The sequence below is a fragment of the Candidatus Methanocrinis alkalitolerans genome, from assembly GCF_029167205.1.
Taxonomy (GTDB): domain Archaea; phylum Halobacteriota; class Methanosarcinia; order Methanotrichales; family Methanotrichaceae; genus Methanocrinis; species Methanocrinis alkalitolerans.
In genome coordinates this window covers 17,825-38,586 of record NZ_JARFPL010000012.1, presented here as the reverse complement: position 1 = coordinate 38,586, position 20,762 = coordinate 17,825, and the positions used below count along the sequence as shown (strand labels likewise).

Below are 20,762 nucleotides of genomic sequence, written 5' to 3'. Positions count from 1 at the left end.
GCGCAAAGGGATAGCGTGATAAGAAGGAGAGAAGGCCGCGGAGAAGGGGATGGAGGCGGAAGGAGGGGTTGGGTGCGGATGGTGAGGGAGCTTTGCGCCCCCTCAGGCTCCATCGGGGGCGTAATAGTAGTACTCTCCCGACTCCCTCTGGGACCGGTCGAGCCTCGAGCCGGGCTTGTTCACCCGGGGCCTGCGGGTCTCCTCGTCCCTCCTGAAGGTGATCCCGATTCCCTTCAGGAAGCGGTTCATCCCCTTTCTCATCTCCACCGGCGGATGGGCGACGCCCCTCTTCCCCTCCTCCCCCTCGAAGACCATCAGCTTCTCGCTGAGGAGGTCGATGAGATAGATGTCGTGGTCGACGACGAGGACCGACCTCTCGGCGCTCTCGGCGAACCTGCGCATCACCTTCGCCGCCATCATCCTCTGCTCGACGTCGAGATGGGCCGATGGCTCGTCCAAAAGGTAAAGGTCCGCGTCCCTGCTGAGACAGCCTACGACGGCGACCCTCTGTAGCTCCCCGCCGGAGAGCTCGTCCATCGACTGGTCCAGGAGCTTCTCGATCCCCATGGGCTTTACGAACTCCGACTGGTAGTGGCTGGAGTCGAACTCCCGCGTCATCTTCCGAAGGAACCCCTCCACCGACAGGTCGGTCTCAGCCTTCAGGTATTGGGGCTTGTAGGATACCTTCAGCTTCAGATGGAGCCGTCCCTCCGTCGGCTCTTCGATACCCGCCAAGAGCTTGATGTAAGTGCTCTTTCCGATGCCGTTGGGCCCCAGGATCCCCACCACCTCGCCCCTCCTGATGACCCCCGCCTCCGCCTCCAGGAGAAAGCCGCTGTACCTCTTCGAGAAGCTCTCGTACTCCGCGAGGATGGGGACGTCCTTTTCGGCCCGGGGGGCATGGACCTCGAATACGATCGGCTCCGACCTGACCCTGACGTTCTCCTCGGAGAAGTAGCCCTTTATGTACTGGTTGATCCCCACCCGCACCCCCTTCGGCCTGGTTATCACCCCGTAGGCGCCGGGGGTTCCGTAGACGAGGTGGACGTTCTCGGCCAATAGATCCAGGAGGGCGAGGTCGTGCTCCACCACCATCACCGACCTCGTCTCCGCCAGATCTCTGATCGCTTCGGCGGCGTTGATCCTCTGGTAGATGTCGAGGTAAGGGCTGATCTCGTCGAAGAAGAAGACGTCGGCATCTCGTGCGGCGCAGGCCGCTATCGCCACCCTCTGCAGCTCCCCGCCGCTGAGGCTCGAGATCTCCCTCTCCATCAGGGAGAGCAGGTTCAGCCTCTCGGCGAGCTCCGAGAGGGCGCCCCGTTCGTCGGTCTTCTCCAGAAGGGCTCCGACGGTCCCCGAGAAGCTCTTGGGTATCCGGTCGACGTACTGGGGCTTGTAGGCGGTCTTCACCCCCCGCTCTCCCACCCGCCGGAGGTAGTCGCCGAGGGCGGAGCCGGAGTAGTCGTCGATCACCTCTCCCCAGGAGGCTCCCCTCCCGAGGTTGGGGGTCAAAAGGCCGGAGAGGATGGCGACGGCGGTGCTCTTTCCGATCCCGTTGGGGCCCAAAAGGCCCGTCACCTTCCCGACGGTCGGGACGGGGAGGCCGTAGAGGGCGAAGCCGTTCTCGCCGTAACGGTGGGTGGGGTTCTCCAGCTCGTCGGGGAGGTTTATGATGGTGATCGCCCCGAAGGGGCACTTCCGGACGCAGATACCGCAGCCGACGCAGAGGTTTTCGGTGATCTGCGGCTTTCCGTCGGGGAAGGTGATCGTCTCGTCCCCGGTCCTCACCGGCGGGCAGAAGTACTCGCACTCCCGGACGCACTTCTTCGGCTGGCACCGATCTCTATTGATGACGGCGATCCTCAAAGGTTCCACCCCGTTTCAGTTGATGAGGAGGGTCCAGGATACGAGCCAGAGGTCAACGGCTATGAACTCGACGTAAAGCCAGTCCTTGGCCTTGAACTCCTCGACCTTTATCTTCAGGTATGGATATGTGAACTTCTGGATGTAGAAGGTGAAGCCGATGACGAGGATCATGACGAAGTACCACGGGTAGATCATCCCCACCGACCCTTCCTCGGGGACTCCAGTTCCAAAGAGCTGCAGGCTCGCGAAGCCGAAGATCACCCCCAGAAACGCGGGGTAGATGGTCATGACTATCCCATCGGACCTGGCCTTCTTCCTCTCCGCCGCATCCATCTTTGATGCGGTGATCTTCTTCTCATCTGCCGCCTTCGACCCGTCTGGGCCCGCAGCTGCTCCATTTTGAGCGCTCTTCGACCTCTTCCTCTTCTTGGCCATGGGATCCTCCCTGCCCTGGGTGGCATCATATCTTAATAGCGTTTTGGTCTCGGGCTGCCGCCCCCTTTTCGCCACCTTCCGTCCTCCCGGCCCAGGGCGAGGCAAAGTCCAAGTAGTATTGATGCAAAAAGGTACGGGATGCGTCCGGCTACCGTCGCAGACTCGTCGGTCTTCATATGCGGGAAGGGGTTCGAGGGAGAGGTGGTCACCGTCCCCGGCGTCGAGGGAGAGCTTCTGGACATCGGCTCCAGGATGAGGCTACAGATATCCGGGGCGAGGATAGAGCCCCCTTCCCGAGACGCCCTCGCGAGGGCTAGGGCCGGAGCCGAGAGGACCGGCGACGCCGCCGTCCTCTCCGAGGTCGACCTGGAGCTTCTGGCTAAAGCCCTGGAGCTCTCTGCGACCCTAGCCACCGACGATTACGCCCTTCAGAACGTGGCCCTTCATCTGGGCCTCCGGGTGGAGACGGTGGCCCAGCCCAGGATTAAGAAGATCTTGAAGAGGACCCAGAGGTGCCCCGGATGCGGCAGGCCCTTCGAAGGAGAAGACTGTCCCGTCTGCGGCACGACGAGAAGGAAGAGAAGAGGGGGGTTATTATGAAAAATATAGATAGTTTGATAGAGACCGCCGCCGAGCTGAAGGCGGAGGGGTTGGTGGAGGGACAGATCGCCGAGGAGCTGAACATCTCCAGGGAGACGGTGACGTGGCTTCTGACCCATGGCGAGAAGAGGTCGGGGGTCCAGGGGCCAAAGGACGTCTCCGTAGACTGGTCCTCCATAGGGAAGAGCTCCATAAGGCTCCGGCAGGTCTCCATGGCCCTGACCGACATGATCCTGGAGTGTCTCGAATGCTCCGACGCCGACGTCGACGTCGTCGTGGGGATCGCCCTCTCCGGCGTTCCCATCGCCGGCATGGTCGCCGAGGAGCTGGGGGCGGAGCTGGCGGTCTACACCCCGACGAAGCAGAGGTGGTCTCAGGAGAAGGGGGAGGCGGAGTTCAAGGGGATATTCAGCACCAACTTCTCGGACGTCTCCGACGCCGAGTGCGTCATCGTTGACGACGTCATCACCTCAGGGAGGACCCTCGAGGAGGCGGTGGAGGAGCTGAACAATCACGGCGCTTCGACGAATGCCATCGGCGTCCTTCTGGACAAGAAAGGGGTCGACGATATCCTGGGAGTCCCCGTCTCCTCACTCCTCCAGATCATCAGGGTGAACTGAAGATCGGAGCGAGGATAGGATCGAGGGGCATGAGACGGCTGGAGGGGGAGGCCCCCATCTCCATATCCAGCACCCTAAAAATTTATATGCACATCCGACCACTTAATAGAAGGAGGATCATCATGAGCCTGAATATCCATCATACAGCCCCTTTGGCAGCCCTGGCGCTCCTCATCGCCCTGGCGTCGCCGGCCTTTGGAGAGGACGGCTCGACAGCAAAGGCTTCGAGCTTCGGAGACGTCAGTTACAAGGCCTTAGACCCGATCCATCTCGGCAAAGAGGCGAAGCCTCTCTACCAGGTCGACACTTACTTCAGGATAAAGGACCTGCGGGAGATCGCCGCCAGGGATAAGGGGCTTTACGTCGTACGGCAGAAGTCCTTCCTTGGGACCTACGAGCTGGGAAGGAATGCCAAGCCCCTCTACGACGTCGCGGCTTACTTCAGGATAAAGGACCTGCGGGAGATCGCCGTCAGGGATAAGGGCGCTTACGTCGTCCCGTCCGAGACCGGTCAGGAGCCGACGAAACTGGGAGGGAAGCCCAAACCCATCAACCAGATCGACTCACGACTCCGGCAGAAGGAGCTCCGGGAGTTAGGATCCGGAGTGAAGGAGGGGGTCTTGATCCCCTCGAAGATCCGGGCTTGAAGAGGGGACACCTCCACAGGCAAAACCGTATCATTGAGGCGGGCGGGCCGCCGGCCTCAAAGATACTTCTGAATTTTATTCGTGAGGGTGGTCTTGGGGTAAGCTCCCACCATCTGGTCGATCAGCTCGCCGTTCTTGAAGACGAGCATGGTGGGTATCGCCATGATCCCGTACTTGCTGGAGGTCTGCATATTCTCGTCGACGTTCAATTTTGCGAAGACGACCTTCCCTTTCATCTCTTTGGCCAGCTCCTCGATCACCGGGGCGATCATCCTGCAGGGTCCGCACCACTCCGCCCAGCAGTCCACGATGACGAGAGGATACCTGGCCACCACGTCGCCGACGGTTCCGTCCGTCAGCTTGACGGGGCTGTCGGGATAGTCCGCATTTGGTTCGTTTGCCATCTTTTTCATCTCCTCGAGCTTCTTTCTCCTTATCCTTTCAAGCTCCTCGTCCAAAGATCACACCTCTAACCTCTCTTTGGCCTCGACGATCAGGGATCTGAAGTGGTCCAGGTCCACAGCCATCTTCTGGTAGGCACAGAGGGTGAAATCGAGAAATTCGATGAGCCCATCCTCGCGGTCGTCGGCGTCGCCGAGGGTGTCCAGGAATATGGCGCCCTTGAAGGGGGCGAGCTGGAAGCGGGCCTCCTCGCGGCTCCAGTTCATCCGCTCGAACATATCCCTCCAGCTCTCGACCCAGCCGGGGGAGAGGTAGAAGTAGAGTCCCCGGGTCGCTATCTCCTCCACCTTCTTTCGAGTAATGAGAGCGTCGATGCAGTTCTGGCACCTCATGAGGACGGCGTTGTAAGGGGCGAGGATCTCACCGATCCGGGGATGGCACTCGCCGTAGGCGACGATGATCCCCTCATGCTCTTTGCACCTCTCAAGCTCTGCCTTCAGCGCCTCCTCAAGGTCGTCGAAGTCGACGTGAAGCCCCGCCTCCAGGTAGCGGACCTCGAAGGGGAAGTCGAGCTTCTCCGATATCTTCTCGATCTCATCCTTGAATATGCCGCAGGCGATGATCGCGTACATGGACAACCCTAGAGTCGTCGGGATGTTATATATCGCTTATCCGATGGGGATGCTCACAGAAACGGGAGCCGTATTCCAAGCCCCTTCTCGACGGCGGTCCTGTAGACCCTCGATGCCGTCGCAACGTCCTGGATGGCGAGGCCGGTGGAGTCGAATACGGTGATCTCATCCTCGTTCGTCCGACCCGGGACCTTCCCTGCCACCACCTCGCCGATGGTGGCATAAATGTCCTCAAGGGCGATGAGCCCCTCCGCCAGGGGGACGTTCACCTCCCCGGAGTGGGTGGCCTGGACGACGTCGTCGACGACGACCTTCGCCCTCCTGAGGATCGCCGGGTCCAGCTCCTCCTTTCCTGCGGCGTCGGCCCCGATGGCGTTGATGTGGGTCCCTTCGTTTATCCAGTCGTCCTTCACCAGGGGCTTTCGCGACGGGGTGGTGGTGACGAGGATGTCGGCATCGCAGACCTCTTTGATATCGGTGGAAATCTCGAAGGTGGCGTCGAGAAAGGTCCTGCTCTCTTCTTCAAGAGCCCGGCACCGGTCGAGGGATACGTCGGCGACCTTGACGGCCTCGATATCGAAGGCCTCCGCCAGCCCCAGAAGCTGGCTCCTTCCTTGAGCTCCGGCGCCGACGATCCCCACCGTCTTGGAGCTCTTCTTCGCGAGGTACTTGGCGGCGACGGCTCCCGCCGCCCCCGTCCTCATGTTGGTGAGGAAGGTACCTCCCATGACGGCGATGGGGGCACCCGTCTTTGGGGAGTTAAGTATCACCAAAGCCATCACCGTGGGAAGGCCCGAGCCGGGATTCTCCGGATGGACGTTGACGACCTTCACCCCCGTCGCGTCCATCTCCTCCAAGTAGGCGGGCATCGTCCGCAGGTCGCCGTCGTACTTTTTGTAGATGAGGTAGGACTTGGGCGGCATCTGGACCGTCCCTCGGCCGGCCTCCCGGAAGGCCTCTTCCACCGCCTCCATCGTCCCCTCCATCGAGAGCGACCCCTTCACATCCTCCTCAGATAGCCAGAGTATCTCCAAATAGTTCCCTCCAGACCCTATAGACCCTTCCCGTGAGATGTCATCTGGCCCGGGGATGGAAAAGGCTATCCCCCCGGCCGATGGAGTTTCGTTGAGATGGAACGGTACGACGTCGCCGTCATCGGGGCCGGGCCTGCGGGATCGATGGCGGCGAAGAAGGCGGCCAGCGCCGGAGCGGAGGTCGTCATCTTTGAGGAGCACCCCCGGGCCGGCTGGCCCGTCCAGTGCGCGGGGCTTTTGGGGGTGAGGGCGGTGGAGGAATCGGAGCTGCCGCCGGGCTCCTTTTTGATCAGGCCCCTCCGGGGGGCGAAGGTCTTATCGCCGGGGGGTCTTCAATCGGCATTCAAGGCCCCTGAGACGAAGGCGTGGGTCGTCGATCGGAGGCTCTTTGACCGGGCGCTCCTGGCGGAGGCGGCGAGGGCGGGGGCCGAGGTGATGATGGCCTCCCCAGTGACGGACCTTGTGAGGGGCGGAGGGCGGTCCGTCCTCGCCGTCGGCCGTGGCCCCGACCGGCGGAAGATTGAGGCAAAGGTCGTCATCTCCGCCGAGGGAGCGGGGGCCCGGATCGCGAGGCGGGCAGGGATCGGGCCGCCGAGGGTCCTCCTCTCCTCAGCCCAGGTGGAACTACCTATCGAGGTCGGCGACCCGGAGATGGTGGAGATATTCCTCGGCCAGGAAGTCGCCCCCGGTTTCTTCGGCTGGGCGATCCCGGCCCAGGAGGGGGCCGCCAGGGTGGGGCTATGCTGCCGGGAGATGGGCTGCTTCCATCTGAGAGGCCTTCTGAAGAGCCCCCAGATCCGCAGCAGAATCCGGGGCGGCCCCTTACACCTGGCCTTCGGCGGGCTTCCCCTGGGGCCGCCCGCATCGACCGTCGCCGATGGCTTCATCGCCGTCGGAGACGCCGCGGGGCAGGTGAAGCCCACCTCCGGCGGCGGGATCTATCCGGGGCTCGTATCCGCCAAGATCGCCGGGGAGGTGGCCGCGGCGGCGGCCTGCGAGGGGGACTCTTCCGCCGCGATGCTCTCCGAGTACGAGCGGAGGTGGCGGGCTGCCCTGGGCCGGGAGATCCGCCTGGGGATGATCGTCCACAGGTTGAGGGCGGTGATGGCCGACTCCGAGATGGACGATCTTATACGTCATCTCAGAGATGAGGAAGATCTGACCAGGATCATCGAGGAGGTGGGGGACGTCGACCTCCCGAGCCGGGCGATCAAGAAGGTGGCGCCGAGGATGGGCTTTGCCGGTATCGGGATGGCCAAGATCCTCCTTCGCCATCGAGAGATCTTTAAATGATCGCGCAGGTCCGACCTCACCTCAAATCCACCTCGATCCTGCTCGACCCGTCGTCATCCTCAACGACGAGGATCGAGTTGTCGAACTGACCCTGGACCTCGCCTATGTGGCTTATGGCGAAGATCTGGGGGAACCGGTCGTCGAGGCTGCGGAGCATGTTGATCATGCTCTCCCGGTGCTCCACGTCCTGGCTTCCGAAGACCTCGTCGAGGATGAGGAAAGAATAACCTGGGCCGTTAGATGAGAACCTCATCAGGTATTCGCTTATGGCTACCCGGACGGAGACTGCGATCATGTCGATCTCGCCGCCGGAGTAGCGGGATATGGGGTAGAAATCCCCCTCGTCCTCGACGAGGATGTTGAAGTCGTCGTCGATGCCGATCCTTCCGTACTTTCCCGTCACCTCCCGGAGGATCCTTCCCGCCTCCTCTGCGATCTCGTTTCTTATCCGGACCAGGATCGCGTCCATGAACCGGTTGGCCAGCCCCCTCGTCGTCTCGACGACCTGGACCCGGACCCTCCGACAGGCCGCCTTCTCTTCCAGCTCCTCCTTCCGGGCCGCCTCCCTATTAAGCCGCTCTAGCTCCCCCTCGGCGAGGGCGAGGCGGATGGCCAGCTGCGACCCCCTCTTCCTCGCATCTTCGAGCCGGAGGCCGGCCCTCTCCAGGGCCGCCTCAGCCTCCTCATATGCTCCATCAGAGAAAACCAGGATAGAGAGCCGCTCCTCCGCGTCGGCGATCTCCCCGGCGAGCTTCGTCGCCGCCGCCTTCGCCTCCTCTAGATGGAGCCTCACCTCCCCCTCGGCGGCGAGGGCGAGCCTGACCTCGGAGGCGAGAGCCTCGGCCTTCTGTAGCTCCTTTGCCACCTCCCGGAGGCTTTTATCTGCGGCGGGGCTGAAGCCGAGGAGCTCGATCTCCCCTTCGACCTCTTCGTACCCCTTCTTGAGCCTCTCCACCTCCCTCTTTGCCGAGAGGACGGCCTCTTCTAGATCCGGGATCTCTCCGGTACGGTGCTCCAGGGCGGTGAACCTATGGTGGTCCTCCCGGAGGGAGCCTATCCTCTCCCTGAGCCTCGACCTCTCCTCCTCGTCGTACCCGAGTTTCGCCATCATCTCTGCCAACGAGGAGAGCTTCTCCAGGGAGGCCGCGAGGTACCTGGATGCCTCCTCCAGCTCCACCCTCCTCTTTGGGATCTCCTCGATCCGGACGGTGAGAATGGCGTGCTCTGCGACCAGGTCATGAAGGGCTCCTGCCTCCGCCTCGAGCCGTTCGAATATCTCCGGGTCGAAATCTGCGGGTCCGACGGCCTCGATATCGGCTTTTATCTTCATCGCCTCGTCCAACAGCTCTGAGATCCGGGCGGATAGCCCCCTCTTCTCGGCGAGGATCTCTCCAGCCCTCGCCTTCAATCCGGTCAGGGCGGATAGATCGATCCGGAGCTCCTCTGCCGATCTTGCCGCCCCCTCCCGCCGGGAGAGCGCCTCTCCCCTCAGCTCTTCGAGGCAGGATATCCTCTCCTCGGCCTTCGAGGCCGCCGTCCCGTACTTCTCCAGGAGGAGGTCCCTCTGCCCCGCGAGGGGCCTCTCGCAGGCAGGGCAGAGGCTCTCTTCGCCCAGAGCCTCGATCCTGGACCTCTCCTCCGCGGCCTCCTCCATCTCCCGCCTCGATACGGAGATCTTCAGGTTCAGATCGGCGATCTCACCTTCCAGCGACTTTTTGAGCCGGTCGATCTCCTCTCCCCTCTTCTGGAGGTCGGCCTCCCTCCCCGTCAGGTCGCCGAGTTCTGAGATCTCTCCGTCGAGGGCGGCGACCTCGGCCCTGAGGGAATCGATCCGGGAGGCGACGGCAGCCTGCCTCTCCCCCAGCTCGGATAATCGCCTCCTCTTCTCCCTCTCATTCTTCTGCCGCGAGATCTCCGCTCCGAGGGCCCGATATCTATCGACGGAGGGAAAAATCTCCTCCATCCGGCCCTTCGCCGCCAAAAGGCCCAACAGAGCCTCCTTTGCCCTGGCGATGTTCTCCCTCGCCGCCTCCTCCCTCCCCCTCTCCTCCCCGGCGAGGGCTGAGAGCTTATGGTACCGGTCCCGCTTCGACTCCAGGGCTTCGAGATCAGAGATGAGCCGGCGGTACTCCTCCTCCCGGGGCTGGATCGACTCCATCTCCCGCCTCTCCTCCAGTAGCCGAAGGAGCCTCGTCCCAGCCTCTTTCAGGCCGCGGGATCTACCCTCCATCTCGGCCTTCGCCCTCGCCCGAAACTCCAGGAGCTCCTGGTGGCGGACCCTCTTGGGCTCCAGCTCCTCCAGCCGCCCCCTCACCGATGCTAGGCGGGCGAGCTTCGGCTCCAGCTCGAAGAGCCGCCACCTCCCCTCCTCGATCTCCGAGAGCCTTTTTTCGTCGAGGAGTACCGCCCTCCTCCTCTCCTCCAGATCTCGGGAGAGCCGGTCGGTCTCTCCTCTGAGATGGTCCCGGGTCCGCCTCCGTTCCAGTTCACCCTCCAGGGTCCTCCGCCTCTTCTCCGCCTCAATGGCGAGATGAGACTCCTCCTCTCTTGCAGCAGCAAGCTCATCCCTCGTCTTGGAGACCTCTTTCTCAAGGACGGCGATCATCTCGCCGACGTCGCCGATCTCGGCGAGGGCCCCTTCGAGCCTCCCGATCTCCCCCTCGGCCTCCTTCAGGTCGGACCTGATCTCCTCGATCGCCCTGTCCCTGACCTCGTCGAGGCCCAGGAGGGCGAGGAGGTACTCCCGCTTCTCCGAGCCCCGATCTCTTATCAGGTTGTCCAGGTCCTTCTGCCTCGCATAGAAGGTCTTCATGAAGTCCGAGAAGCTTATCCGGAGGATCTCTCCGAGGCGGCCGTCCACCTCCCGGGTGCCGTTGGCAACCAGGACCCCGTCGATGGAGAGCCTCGCCTCCGGCGTCATGTTCTTCCCCCTCATCGCCCGGAAGATCGTCACCTCTTTCCCGTCCGAATAGAGTGAGAGCTTCACCTCCAGGTCGTCCCTCTCCGAAGCCCGGGAGTTCTTGATGAAATCGCGCCTCACCGTCGAGGCCCTGGAGCCGTAGAGCGCCCAGGCGATCGCCTCGACGATGGTGCTCTTCCCCGAGCCGTTACCTCCGACGATCCCGGTGAGGCCGTCCTGGAACTCGACTCTGACGGAGCCCCTATACTTTTTAAAGTTATTCATTGAGAGGCTATTTAGCCGCATTGAAACTCTCCGTCGTCCTCTTCTCCGAGATCCGCGCGAGCAACTCGGTCCCGTAGGCTATGACATCATCTCTGATGGCGGCGGGGATGGCGTCACCGGCCGCCTCTTCGTCGAGAAATTTTCGAAACTCCTGGGGCAGATCTCTTGAGTCCATCGGCTCGGTCTCATATCGTACGGGGTCGTCTGCAAACTCCGGGAGGATCTCAAGGTGGAGCGGCTCAGCCCTCAGCTCTCCCAAGAGCCTCTGGCTGAGGGACCTGTAAGCCTCCCTCGAGATCTTCGAGAGCTTCAGCCTGATGATCTTATCTTTCAAGCCCAGATCGTCGCAGACGGATCTTATCAGTCCCTCCACCTCCCGGGAGGAGAGGCCGCGGCAGTCGACGGGGTCGAGATCCCGCATGTACTCATCCTGGATGGGGATCTGGGTCACCTTCCCGGATTCGAGGTCGACGAGGAGGAGGCCTTTATCGTCGCCGGCCTCGTTGAACCTGAAGTACTCGACAGAGCCGCTGTACCAGCCGTTCTTCGCCACCTTTGCCTGGCCGTGGTAGTGGCCCAGGGCGATGTAGGAGAAGTCGCCCTTGAGGAAGCTCTCTAGCAGCTGGTGCTCCCCCACGGTCCGGAGCCTCCGGTCCCATAAAGCCTCGACGAGGCCGTGCATCACCAGGACGTCCCTTCCTCCCGACCTCTCGGCCCTGTAATCCTGCATCTTACGAAACTCCGCCAGGTAATCCTCGGGGCCGAGGCAGAAGGGGATGCAGTGGAAGGTGGTGTCCCCAACTTCGAAGGGCTCGTACCGGTACTGGTGGGCGATATGGACCCCCTCCATCCCTTCGAAGAGGGTGAAGGGGGAGAGGGCGGCGTAGCTCTTGGGGGCGTCGTGGTTTCCGCTGATAATGACCACGGGAATCCCCGCCTCCACCAACTTTTCCAGGTTCTGCTGGAAGACGTAAAGGGGCCTGATCCGGGGGCGGACGTGGTGGAAGACGTCGCCGGCGTGGACGACGGCGTCGGGGGATAGGTCGATGATCTTATCAACGGTCCTGGCAAATCCCTGGTAGACCATCTCCTCTCTCTGGTTTCTCCCCCACCGGTCGACCCGGCCGTAGGCGGAGAAGCCGAGGTGGGAGTCTGCCATGTGGACGATCTTCATGAGCTATCTCCTGGATCTAATCGGGGGGAGGGGTAAACCCCCTCCTCTCTTCCCTCTTCTCAGCCGACCCCTCCCCGTTGAGCCGGTCCAGGTACTCCTCGTAGAGGTGGACCCTCGCCGGGACGGGGAAGGGGATCTTCAGGGTGCTGACGATCGCCTCCCCCTTCTCCAGGGTCTGGATCTCGACGTCCAGAGACGATAGATCCTGCTTCGCCGACTCCTCGAGCCGCGTCCTGTCGTTTCTGTCGGCGAGGCCGAGGATGACGAAGGTGTTGAACTGGGAGAGGAGCTGCTTATCGATAAGCTTCGGCTGCTGAGTTATGGCGCAGAGGCCGACGCCGAACTTGCGCCCCTCCCGGGCGATCGACTCGAACCGGGCGAGGCTCCCTTCGCCGCCGCCCAGGACCCGCTGCGCCTCCTCGACGGTGATGAGGCACCTCTTTCCCCTCTGCCCCTCAGCGCTCTCCTTCTTGTACCGGTCGAGGATCGACCGAGATAAGATCGATAGAAGAAAGAGCTCGCTCCTCTCGCCGAGGGTGGGGATGTCCACCAGGACGACCTTTCCTGCCAGGAGGTTATTTACGATGCCGGGGATGCTGGAGGTGAGGTCCGATATGTAACGGTTCTTGTCCAGGATCGTTCTGATCGTCCTGCTTATCCTTCCAACCGTCTTCTCGTGGAACCCCTCGGCGATCATCTTAGCGCCCCCCTCGGGGGTTAGGAGGTCGTCGAGCCAACCGTCCCCGTAAAAGACCCTTGATACCGCCTCCAGCGCCTCCCTTTGTGCGGGGGTCCAGTCGTATAGGACCTCTATATCTCCGGGGAGGATCTCGTTTCTCTTCACCGTCAGGTTTGAGACGAGGGGGTCTTTCAGGTGCCTTTTATCGGTGGAGTAGCAGACGATCCCGTCTCTGTACCGGTCGAGGTGGAGGAGCCCCTTCGTCCCCTCCGCTCCGAAGATGTACTCGCCGTGGGGGTCGACGATGAGAAGGCCGAACTTCGACTTCTTGGCCGAGGCCATCTTCATGCAGGAGGCGGCGAAGACCTTCATGAAGTTCGATTTGCCCATGCCTGTAGTCGCAAAGACCCCCATGTGGTGGTCCATGGCGTCGCTGTGGAGGGCGACGGGGATCTCCTTTACGTCCCGGCTCCCGTTCCTGAGCCTTCCCACCTCGATATCCCCCATCACCTCTCCGAGGAACCGCAGCTCCTCCTTCTCCGCCTTAGTAACGGGGGAGAACTTGGCGGGGATCGTCCTCGACTTTCTAAACCGCTCCCTTCCCCCATCCTCCTTGGTTATGCAGCCGAGGGGCTCTGCCACCACCCGGCAGAATATATGGTCGGAGTCGTAGAAGCCGTCGCCCCGGATCACCGTGTCCCAGTTTCCGTCGTAGTTGGAGTCGTGGCGCAGGTCGGTGATCCTGGCGAGGAAGGTGGCGCCTCTCTCCGCCCTTCGATCGTGGATCGATACGATCTCTCCCAGCTCCACCCACTCCTCGCTCGGGACTATGAAGTGGTACTCCCGGACGTCTTTTGATATTATCCTGAAGTAGGGGTTAGAGCTTTCGTCCATGGTTATGGTCTGGGGCTTTCTGCCGATTCTGGCGAGACCCTCCGGGGGGGCGCTCTCCTGCCCCCGGGGCTCCTTCCATCTTTCATCAGATAAATTTGCCATTCTATCTCCTCTTGATCGAATCGAGGATCTCGTGATAGTCGAGGGCTCCCCGTATATCTCCTTCCGCAAACCCTAGCCCCCGGAGCTCCTCGAAGAGGGATAGTCGGGTGAAGTCTCGCTCCTGGACCGGGATCTTCATCTCCTGATGAGCCCTGAAGAGAGCGTGGGGGTAGCCGGGGCTCTCGGAGGAGCTGGAGTAGAAGGCGACCCGCCCGAGGATCTCGTCTATCGACTCTGCCGCCCGGCCGGGGGCGTCGATCCTGAAGGCGTGGGTCGAGGCGGGGTGGAGCCGGGCGCCGAAGGTCTCGCCACCCCAGGGCTCCTCTCTCATCGCCCTCCTGCCGCTGAGCTGGACTAGCCAGGGGCTGCCGGGGACGGCGGCGAAACCGAGACGATCGACGCTCCTGAGGAGGGGCCTGGCTATCCCCCGGCCCCAGGAGAGCTGGCTGGACTTGCTGATGGCGAGGAGGTCCACCCCCCTCTCCCCGGCCCGTTCGAATATGCTGGTGAAGACCTCCCGGTGGTAGGGCTCCCTCCAGAGGGAGAAGCTCCCGTCGTAGAGGACGAGGTCGCCGCCTTCTGCCTCCAGGACCGCCTCGAAGAGGGCGACGTGCTCCTGGAGGTCCCGATAGAAGGTCGGCATCCGGTCGATCTCCTCGGCCGTCTTCAGCAGGAAGGGCTCCTCGATGCCGAAGATCCCCCGGCGAAACCGGTCGAAGGATCTCTGGTAGTTCTCCCGATCGGCGACGAAGAGGTCGTCACAGGTGATGGAGGTCTTCTCCCACTCAGTCCCGCGGTAGACGACGTAGCCAGCCCTGATCCTGTTCAGGCTGACGGCTCCAAGGTCGAAGACGACGACGTTGGACCCGTCTATGGCGAAGATCCGGCCGTCGAACTCCTGGGGGACGATCTCGCGAAAGTCATTTTCGCGGATGCCCGTCTCCGCCTCGAACTCGTCAGGGTCGACGGGGGCGAGGTACTCCATCAATGCCCGCGCGGCCTCGGCGAGCTTCTCCCTCTCGATCATCTCGGACTTTGGTTGGCGGTCGATGTATATACCGATTTTGAGGGTGTCGAGCAAGTAATACCCGGGGATGTTGGCTGGACCGTCTTCCCGTCCTGACAAAGAGACAGCGATTCCAAAAGCCTCAAAAAGTCTCATGCTAAATAGCGGTTGTAGAGGTAGATTACAATGGCAGAGAAGAACCTTATCGCCTGGAACCTCGACGCCGGGGATTACCCCGCGTCGGAAGAGTTGGACGAGAAGCTGAAGTTCCTTTTGAATTACGCGGTCCTGGCCCCCTCGGGGCCGAACAACCAGCCCTGGAAGCTCGCCGTAGACGGAAGCGAGGTCACCGTAAAGGCCGACTTCGGCCGGACCCTCCCCGACGTCGAGCCGACGAACAGGACGATGTACATGAGCCTCGGCTGCGCCCTCACAAACCTCCTCGTCGCCGCCGAGCACTTCGGTCTGGGCTACCGGGTAGAGAGGTTCCCAGAGGGGATCGACGCCGAGACGATAGCGACCGTCAAGTTTGAGGAGGAGGCCGCTCCAGCGCCGCAGTTTCCGCCATACCTCTTCGACGAGATCACCGAGAGGCACACCAACCGCGGCGCCTACGACGACCGGCCCATCGAGGCCGATAAGATCGAGGCGATGAAAAAGGCCGTCGGAGACGGGGGCTTCCGCCTCGACGTCCTCACCGACCCGGCGGAGAGGGCGGCGATGGCCGAGGTCCTGGGGGAGTCCCACAGGATACAGCTCGGTAACAAGGCCTTCCGAAAGGACCTGGCCCGGTGGATCAGGAGAAACGACGAGGACGCCTGGGACGGCCTTCCCGGCTACGCCTTCGGCTACTCGGACTTTGAGTCCTACTTCGGCAAGTTCATCTTCGGGACCTTCGACACCTCATCTTCCAGGGCGAAGAAGGAGATGGGGCTGATGAAGGCCTCCCCGGCGGTCGGGATCCTTTCCACAGACGCCGAGGACAAAGGAACCTGGGTCGAGGCGGGGATGAGGTTTGAGCGGCTCTTTCTTACGGCGACGAAGCTCGGGGTCAGGTTCGACCTCTTCAGCCAGCCTGTGGCGATCGACGAGCTCCGCCGGAAGATGGTCGAGATCCTCGGCGTCGAATATCCCCAGATCCTCATCAGGATGGGGTACGCTCCCCCGGCGAAGCACACCCCCCGCAGGACGGCGGAGATGGTCCTCGCCGGGAGGTGACCAGAGCCCTGATGAGGATTTGCTTCAGAAAGAGACGTCGGGGATGAGGCTTCGACCTCTCTTGATTCAGGATATTCGCATAAGGTTATTATCAGAGGCGGTCCATGAACCTGGTTGGAGGAAGAAATGTATCTGAGCATAAGGCGCTACAAGACCGACGAAGAGCACGTTGGCGAGGTGATGAGGCTCGTAGAGGACAGGTTTCTGCCGAAGGTCCGGGAGATCCCCGGCTTCGTCAAGTACTACGGGGTGGACTGCGGCGACGGCCTCGTCGCCTTCATAAACTTCTTCGAGACCGAGGGCGGGGCCGAGGAGTCGAACAACATCGCCTCGGAGTGGGTTAAGGAGAACCTCTCCAACTACTTCCCCCTCCCCGCCGACATCACCGCCGGAAAGGTGATGGTGAGGGGCGAGAAGGAGAGCTGAGCCGTCCGGGGCAGGCCCCGGGGCCCAAAGAGAACCCCAGACCGTCTGACGGAGGAGGAAGGCGGGGCGGGGTTGGCCCAGCGAGGCCGAAGTGACTTGAAAGAAGCGGTTTATGGTTGGGAGGAGGTGGCGAATATGGCAGAGATCAGGACCCGTCCTTTTGGGAAGAGCGGCCTGGATTTGACAGTGGTGGGGCTGGGGGGCGAGGGGATTCTTCGGACCTTCGGCGAGGAGGCGAGGGCGGCGGAGGTGATCGAAGAGGCCGCCCTCCAGGGGATCGGCTACTTCGACACCGCCCCCGCCTACTCAGGGAGCGAAGGCTACTACGGCACCTTCTGGCGGTCCCACCCCGAGCTTCGGGACCGGATATTCCAGACGAGCAAGTCGGCGTCTCGGACCGCCAGAGGCGCGCGGGTCGACCTGGACCGGACCCTCAAGACCCTGGGCATCGACGGCCTCGACCTATGGCAGATCCACGACGTCAGGACCCGCCAGGACCTCCGGGAGATCGAGGGGCCGGGCGGGGCCCTGGAGGCCTTCATCGATGCGAAGGAGGTCGGAATAACAAAGCTCATCGGGGTCAGCGGCCACCATGACCCCGCCATCGTCAACTATGCTGTTCAAAACTGGCCCGTCGACTCCATCCTCATACCGGTGAACCCCCTGGAGGGGGTCATCGGCGGGTTTCTCGACGGGACGATCGCGGCGGCGAAGGAGCGCGGCATAGCCGTCATCGGGATGAAGGTCCTGGGGGGCTCCCACTACCTCAACCCCAAGGCCGGAATCGGCCCCGACCTCCTCCTCCGGTACGCTTTAACTCAGGAGGTATCCCTCATCATCGCCGGCTGCTCGACCCCCGATGAGGTCCGCATCCTTTCCGATGCGGGGCGGGATGCTGAACCCTTATCCGGCGAAGAGGAGGAGAGGCTGCTAGCGCTCTTCCGGCCGTATGCGAGGCGGCTAGCGTTCTATCGGGGAGTGGTGTGAGGCGACGGTTTTGGGACTTGAGCGATCCGGGACGGACGCTGGGGACGACTTCAGACAATGAGTGCTTATTTCATCAGCACCGCAGTATCCTCCTCGCCATCATCTTGGCCGAACCCGTCTATCGCCCCCAATCTCTCCTCGTCGACAACTATCCCGGCGACGAAGATCCGGCCGATCACCGATTAAATCTGCCGAAAGATGAGACCGGCATTTCGCATTAACGGTTTGAACGCTCATTAATTTTCCTGCTATCGATTTTTTGAGAATAGATATCAATCGACTCTGTATAGAGATCAAATAAGGCCAGCTTCATAAAGACTAAGAATATAATTATTAAATTTTTATAATATACTGAATTGTTAATATCGTGTTGACAAATTCTAGTAAAATTATTTTAAACAAAATTTAAGTTAAACGTTTGAATTTATGCACATTTTGGCAAGCAATAAATTCTTAATTTTGCATAGCCTTACTGCGGAATGCCGGATGAGAGGACAGATCCATCGATAAGTTAAATTCTGATATCCATATGTCCGCAGCTCCGATGGCACTATAACTTGTGGGCTATCTCTTCCATGACAAGTTTAAGTTCCTGGGGGCTGAACGCTGTGATGCTGTAGAATTCGCCTCTGGTTCCATGAGATATCTTCGTTAAGTTATGGTGTTGCTTTTCTGAGGCGTTTAGGCTCTCGTTGATCCCCATGCCTATCGTGAAGATCCTGATTCCAGAACGATCTGCCTCGGATATGTAATCGTCCAGCCTCGCTCCCGGCTTGAACTCGCTATACCCCGCAAGAAAGATTATTATCTTCGAAGAGCCGTCAGAGAAAGTAGCTTCATCGCGGAGCGCGGCGAGGGCGCCCTTGAGCCCCTGGTCGTAGATGGTCAAATCCGTCTCGATACAGATCTCGGAGAGGCTCTCCAGTACCTCAGCTAGGCGGCCTTCGCTCCCCACCAGGGGAGCGGGCCCGAAGATAATCTCGCTATTGTGGTCCCAGCTGACGATCGAGACGGTGGCGTTGCCGAAGCCGGCCCATCCAGAGACGATCTCGGCGCCTTCGTTCGGGGCCAGAAGGTAATACTTTCTCATGCTCCCGGAGGTGTCGAGGGCGAAGACGACGGATGTGTAATTCATTAACAGATCTTCTGAGTCATTATCTGTAGCGTTGTAACCCGACTCAGGCTTGCCCTCGACCAATACGAGGTTGGTCAGAACGCCCGACTCTGACCTGTTGATCCTGGCTTCGAGGTAGACCGCTCTAAACTCGGATTCTTTCAGCTTCCCCAGATTCCAGGTGACGTTGTTGCTGGAGGTGTCCAGGAGCCCCGTCGAGTTGACGTAATCTAGCCCTTCGGGCAGAGAGTCGGTCACCATCACCGGGTCGAATGTCGCGTTCCCCGTGTTCGTTACGTTGATCGTGAAGTTGACCAAGGTCCCGTTAGATCCTGATGAGGGGTGAGCGGTCTTGTTGACGGAGATCGAGGCGTTGATGACGGTCACGTTATCTGAATCGTTTGCTGTAACGTTATCATCAGAGAGCGTCACTCCGGTAACCGTGACGTTATTCGTCAGGTTGCCGGACTTTGAGCTGTTGATCCTGGCTTCAAAGTAGATCACTCTGAACCCTGATTCAACCAGTTGACTCAGGTTCCATGTGACCTTATCTCCCGAAAGTTCGCATTTATCCGACGAGTTGAAGTAATCAAGTCCTTCTGGCAGAGTATCGGTCACGATGACCGGGTCGAATGTCGCGTTACCCGTGTTCGTGACGTTGATCGTGAAGTTGACCAGGGTGCCGTATGATCCTGATGAGATTTTAGAGGTCTTGTTCACCGATATCGAGGCGTCGACGACGGTCACGGTTGTTGAGCTGTCATGTGTGACGTTGTAACCGGACTCGGGCTTGCCCTCGACCAATACGAGGTTGGTCAGAACGCTTGACTCGGACCTGTTGATCTTGGCTTCGAGGTAGACCAATTTGTGATCAGATTTGTTCAACGATCTCAGGTTCCAGGTGACGTTGTTGCTGGAGTTGTTACCTTCATCCGTCGAGCTGACGTAATCGAGGCCTTCCGGCAGAGTGTCGGTCAGTATGACCGGGTTCAATGTAGCGTTACCCGTGTTCGTGACGTTGATCGTGAAGTTGACCACGGTCCCGTTAGATCCTGATGAAATGTTAGAGGTCTTGTTCACCGATATCGAGGCGTCGACGACGGTCACGATTGTTGAGTTGTCATCTGTGACGTTGTAACCGGACTTGGGCTTGCCCTCGACCAATACGAGGTTGGTCAGAACGCCCGACTCTGACCTGTTGATCCTGGCTTCGAGGTAGACCAATTTGTGCTCAGGTTTGCTCAACGATCCCAAGTTCCAGGTGACGTTGTTGCTGGAGGTGTCCAGGAGCCCCGTCGAGTTGACGTAATCTAGCCCTTCGGGCAGAGAGTCGGTCACCATCACCGGGTTCAATGTCGCGTTACCCGTGTTCGTGACGTTGATCGTGAAGTTGACCACGGTCCCGTTAGATCCTGATGAGGGGTGAGCGGTCTTGTTGACGGAGATCGAGGCGTTGATGACGGTCACGTTATCTGAATAGTTTGCTGTAACGTTATCATCAGAGAGCGTCACGCCGGTAACCGTGACGTTATTCGTCAGGTTGCCGGACTTTGAGCTGTTGATCTTTGCTTCGAGGTAGACCAATCTGGACTCTGATTCAACCAGTTGACCCAGGTTCCATGTGACGTTATCTCCCGAAAGTTCGCATTTATCCGACGAGTTGAAGTAATCAAGTCCTTCTGGCAGAGTATCGGTCACGATGACCGGGTCGAATGTCGCGTTACCCGTGTTCGTGACGTTGATCGTGAAGTTGACCACGGTCCCGTTAGATCCTGATGAGGGGTGAGTGGTCTTGTTGACATCTATGAAAGCAATGTTGCTATTGATGCGGCTATTAATATCTCTTAGAATGGTTACAGGATCGATATCGACCCAGTGGTAGAATTTACTATGAGTGGAATAAGAGATCTCTTTGAGGATTCCTGTACCAGTGGAATCGTTTCCAATACCAATGGTATAGATCCACGTTTTTTCTTCTATATTAATCAGAGTTGAGTTATTATAGCCACCATTCGGAGTAACATCATTTGGGACCCCATCTGAGAAAAATATCGTTATATTATTCATACAATTAAATTTATTATTCTCTAATAGTATAGTCGCCCGTATTAGGAATTCATTGATGTTCGTAATTTTATGTTGTTGCATCCTCGGAAAACGTTCGGATTCACTTTTTATATCTAACAACGTATTATTTATTAGGTCGAAGTTTCTCGTTGGATCTTTGCAAATATATTCAAGGCCACCACGATTGTTACCCAAGGTGCTCACAAGACCAACAACATGTGTACTATTATTCAGAAATCCTATAAAACTCATCGCCTTAGCAAAACGCTCACCATCTTTATCCAAATCATTTACGCTTTTTGAATTGTCGATTAAAAGAACAATGGCAATGCTGCTTGATTCTCCTGACGTAATCTCGTCTCCATGCACCACAAGCATGACG

17 protein-coding genes are annotated in these 20,762 nt (G+C 59.9%); 7 read left to right on the top strand and 10 right to left on the bottom strand.

Annotation, left to right across the window (positions count from 1 at the left end):
• Nucleotides 1-102: 102 nt before the first annotated feature.
• Together P0O24_RS05235 and P0O24_RS05230 are read right to left on the bottom strand one after the other, a co-directional pair.
• Complete coding sequence (locus P0O24_RS05235; RefSeq protein WP_394356703.1) at nt 103-1,866, bottom strand: ribosome biogenesis/translation initiation ATPase RLI; 1,764 nt, start codon at nt 1,864-1,866, stop codon at nt 103-105.
• Nucleotides 1,867-1,881: 15 nt separating this feature from the next.
• Nucleotides 1,882-2,301, bottom strand: coding sequence for an EMC6-like membrane protein (locus P0O24_RS05230; protein WP_316968685.1), 420 nt, complete (start codon nt 2,299-2,301; stop codon nt 1,882-1,884).
• A 138-nt stretch (nt 2,302-2,439) separates the two neighbouring features.
• Here P0O24_RS05230 and P0O24_RS05225 point away from each other — a divergent pair, with 138 nt between their 5' ends.
• The 3 genes from P0O24_RS05225 to P0O24_RS05215 are packed head-to-tail and all read left to right on the top strand — an operon-like array spanning nt 2,440 to nt 4,168.
• Complete coding sequence (locus tag P0O24_RS05225) at nt 2,440-2,901, top strand: NOB1 family endonuclease (RefSeq protein ID WP_316968684.1); 462 nt, start codon at nt 2,440-2,442, stop codon at nt 2,899-2,901.
• The gene (locus P0O24_RS05220) at nt 2,898-3,521 is read left to right on the top strand and encodes an orotate phosphoribosyltransferase-like protein (protein ID WP_394356702.1); all 624 of its coding nucleotides are present in this window, start codon (nt 2,898-2,900) and stop codon (nt 3,519-3,521) included. Before P0O24_RS05225 ends, P0O24_RS05220 begins: the two co-directional genes overlap by 4 nt.
• Before the next feature lie 29 nt (nt 3,522-3,550).
• Complete coding sequence (locus P0O24_RS05215; protein WP_316968682.1) at nt 3,551-4,168, top strand: hypothetical protein; 618 nt, start codon at nt 3,551-3,553, stop codon at nt 4,166-4,168.
• Nucleotides 4,169-4,224: 56 nt separating this feature from the next.
• On the opposite strand, the gene trxA is transcribed toward P0O24_RS05215, so the two are convergent.
• From trxA to ala, 3 genes are read right to left on the bottom strand one after another with little or no spacing between them, the layout of a single operon-like run.
• On the bottom strand, nt 4,225-4,572 hold the full coding sequence (gene trxA, locus P0O24_RS05210) for a thioredoxin (RefSeq protein ID WP_316968681.1): 348 nt from the start codon (nt 4,570-4,572) through the stop codon (nt 4,225-4,227).
• A 57-nt stretch (nt 4,573-4,629) separates the two neighbouring features.
• Nucleotides 4,630-5,202 (bottom strand): DUF1638 domain-containing protein, encoded by a 573-nt coding sequence (locus tag P0O24_RS05205; protein WP_316968680.1) that lies wholly within the window; start codon nt 5,200-5,202, stop codon nt 4,630-4,632.
• 53 nt (nt 5,203-5,255) lie between these two features.
• A complete protein-coding gene (ala, locus tag P0O24_RS05200; RefSeq protein WP_316968679.1) occupies nt 5,256-6,236 on the bottom strand; it encodes an alanine dehydrogenase in 981 nt (326 codons plus the stop codon).
• A gap of 96 nt (nt 6,237-6,332) precedes the next feature.
• Here ala and P0O24_RS05195 point away from each other — a divergent pair, with 96 nt between their 5' ends.
• A complete protein-coding gene (locus P0O24_RS05195) occupies nt 6,333-7,529 on the top strand; it encodes an NAD(P)/FAD-dependent oxidoreductase (protein ID WP_316968678.1) in 1,197 nt (398 codons plus the stop codon).
• 16 nt (nt 7,530-7,545) lie between these two features.
• Here the strand turns inward: P0O24_RS05195 and P0O24_RS05190 are convergent, their stop codons facing one another.
• The 4 genes from P0O24_RS05190 to P0O24_RS05175 are packed head-to-tail and all read right to left on the bottom strand — an operon-like array spanning nt 7,546 to nt 14,589.
• Complete coding sequence (locus P0O24_RS05190) at nt 7,546-10,713, bottom strand: SMC family ATPase (RefSeq protein ID WP_316968677.1); 3,168 nt, start codon at nt 10,711-10,713, stop codon at nt 7,546-7,548.
• Nucleotides 10,714-10,720: 7 nt separating this feature from the next.
• Nucleotides 10,721-11,887: a metallophosphoesterase family protein gene (locus P0O24_RS05185; protein ID WP_316968676.1), complete on the bottom strand. Its 1,167-nt coding sequence runs from the start codon at nt 11,885-11,887 to the stop codon at nt 10,721-10,723.
• Between the two features lie 16 nt (nt 11,888-11,903).
• Nucleotides 11,904-13,562 (bottom strand): ATP-binding protein, encoded by a 1,659-nt coding sequence (locus tag P0O24_RS05180; protein WP_316968675.1) that lies wholly within the window; start codon nt 13,560-13,562, stop codon nt 11,904-11,906.
• Between the two features lies 1 nt (nt 13,563).
• Nucleotides 13,564-14,589, bottom strand: a complete 1,026-nt coding sequence (locus P0O24_RS05175; RefSeq protein WP_316968674.1) for a DNA double-strand break repair nuclease NurA — start codon at nt 14,587-14,589, stop codon at nt 13,564-13,566.
• A gap of 165 nt (nt 14,590-14,754) precedes the next feature.
• On the opposite strand from P0O24_RS05175, the gene P0O24_RS05170 reads away from it, so the two are divergent.
• From P0O24_RS05170 to P0O24_RS05160, 3 genes are all read left to right on the top strand, one after another.
• Nucleotides 14,755-15,786, top strand: a complete 1,032-nt coding sequence (locus P0O24_RS05170) for an Acg family FMN-binding oxidoreductase (RefSeq protein ID WP_316968673.1) — start codon at nt 14,755-14,757, stop codon at nt 15,784-15,786.
• 114 nt (nt 15,787-15,900) lie between these two features.
• Nucleotides 15,901-16,212: a hypothetical protein gene (locus P0O24_RS05165; protein ID WP_316968672.1), complete on the top strand. Its 312-nt coding sequence runs from the start codon at nt 15,901-15,903 to the stop codon at nt 16,210-16,212.
• Between the two features lie 135 nt (nt 16,213-16,347).
• Nucleotides 16,348-17,199 (top strand): aldo/keto reductase, encoded by an 852-nt coding sequence (locus tag P0O24_RS05160; protein WP_316968671.1) that lies wholly within the window; start codon nt 16,348-16,350, stop codon nt 17,197-17,199.
• Between the two features lie 550 nt (nt 17,200-17,749).
• Here the strand turns inward: P0O24_RS05160 and P0O24_RS05155 are convergent.
• Nucleotides 17,750-20,380, bottom strand: coding sequence for a DUF7507 domain-containing protein (locus P0O24_RS05155; RefSeq protein WP_316968721.1), 2,631 nt, complete (start codon nt 20,378-20,380; stop codon nt 17,750-17,752).
• Nucleotides 20,381-20,762: the final 382 nt, after the last annotated feature.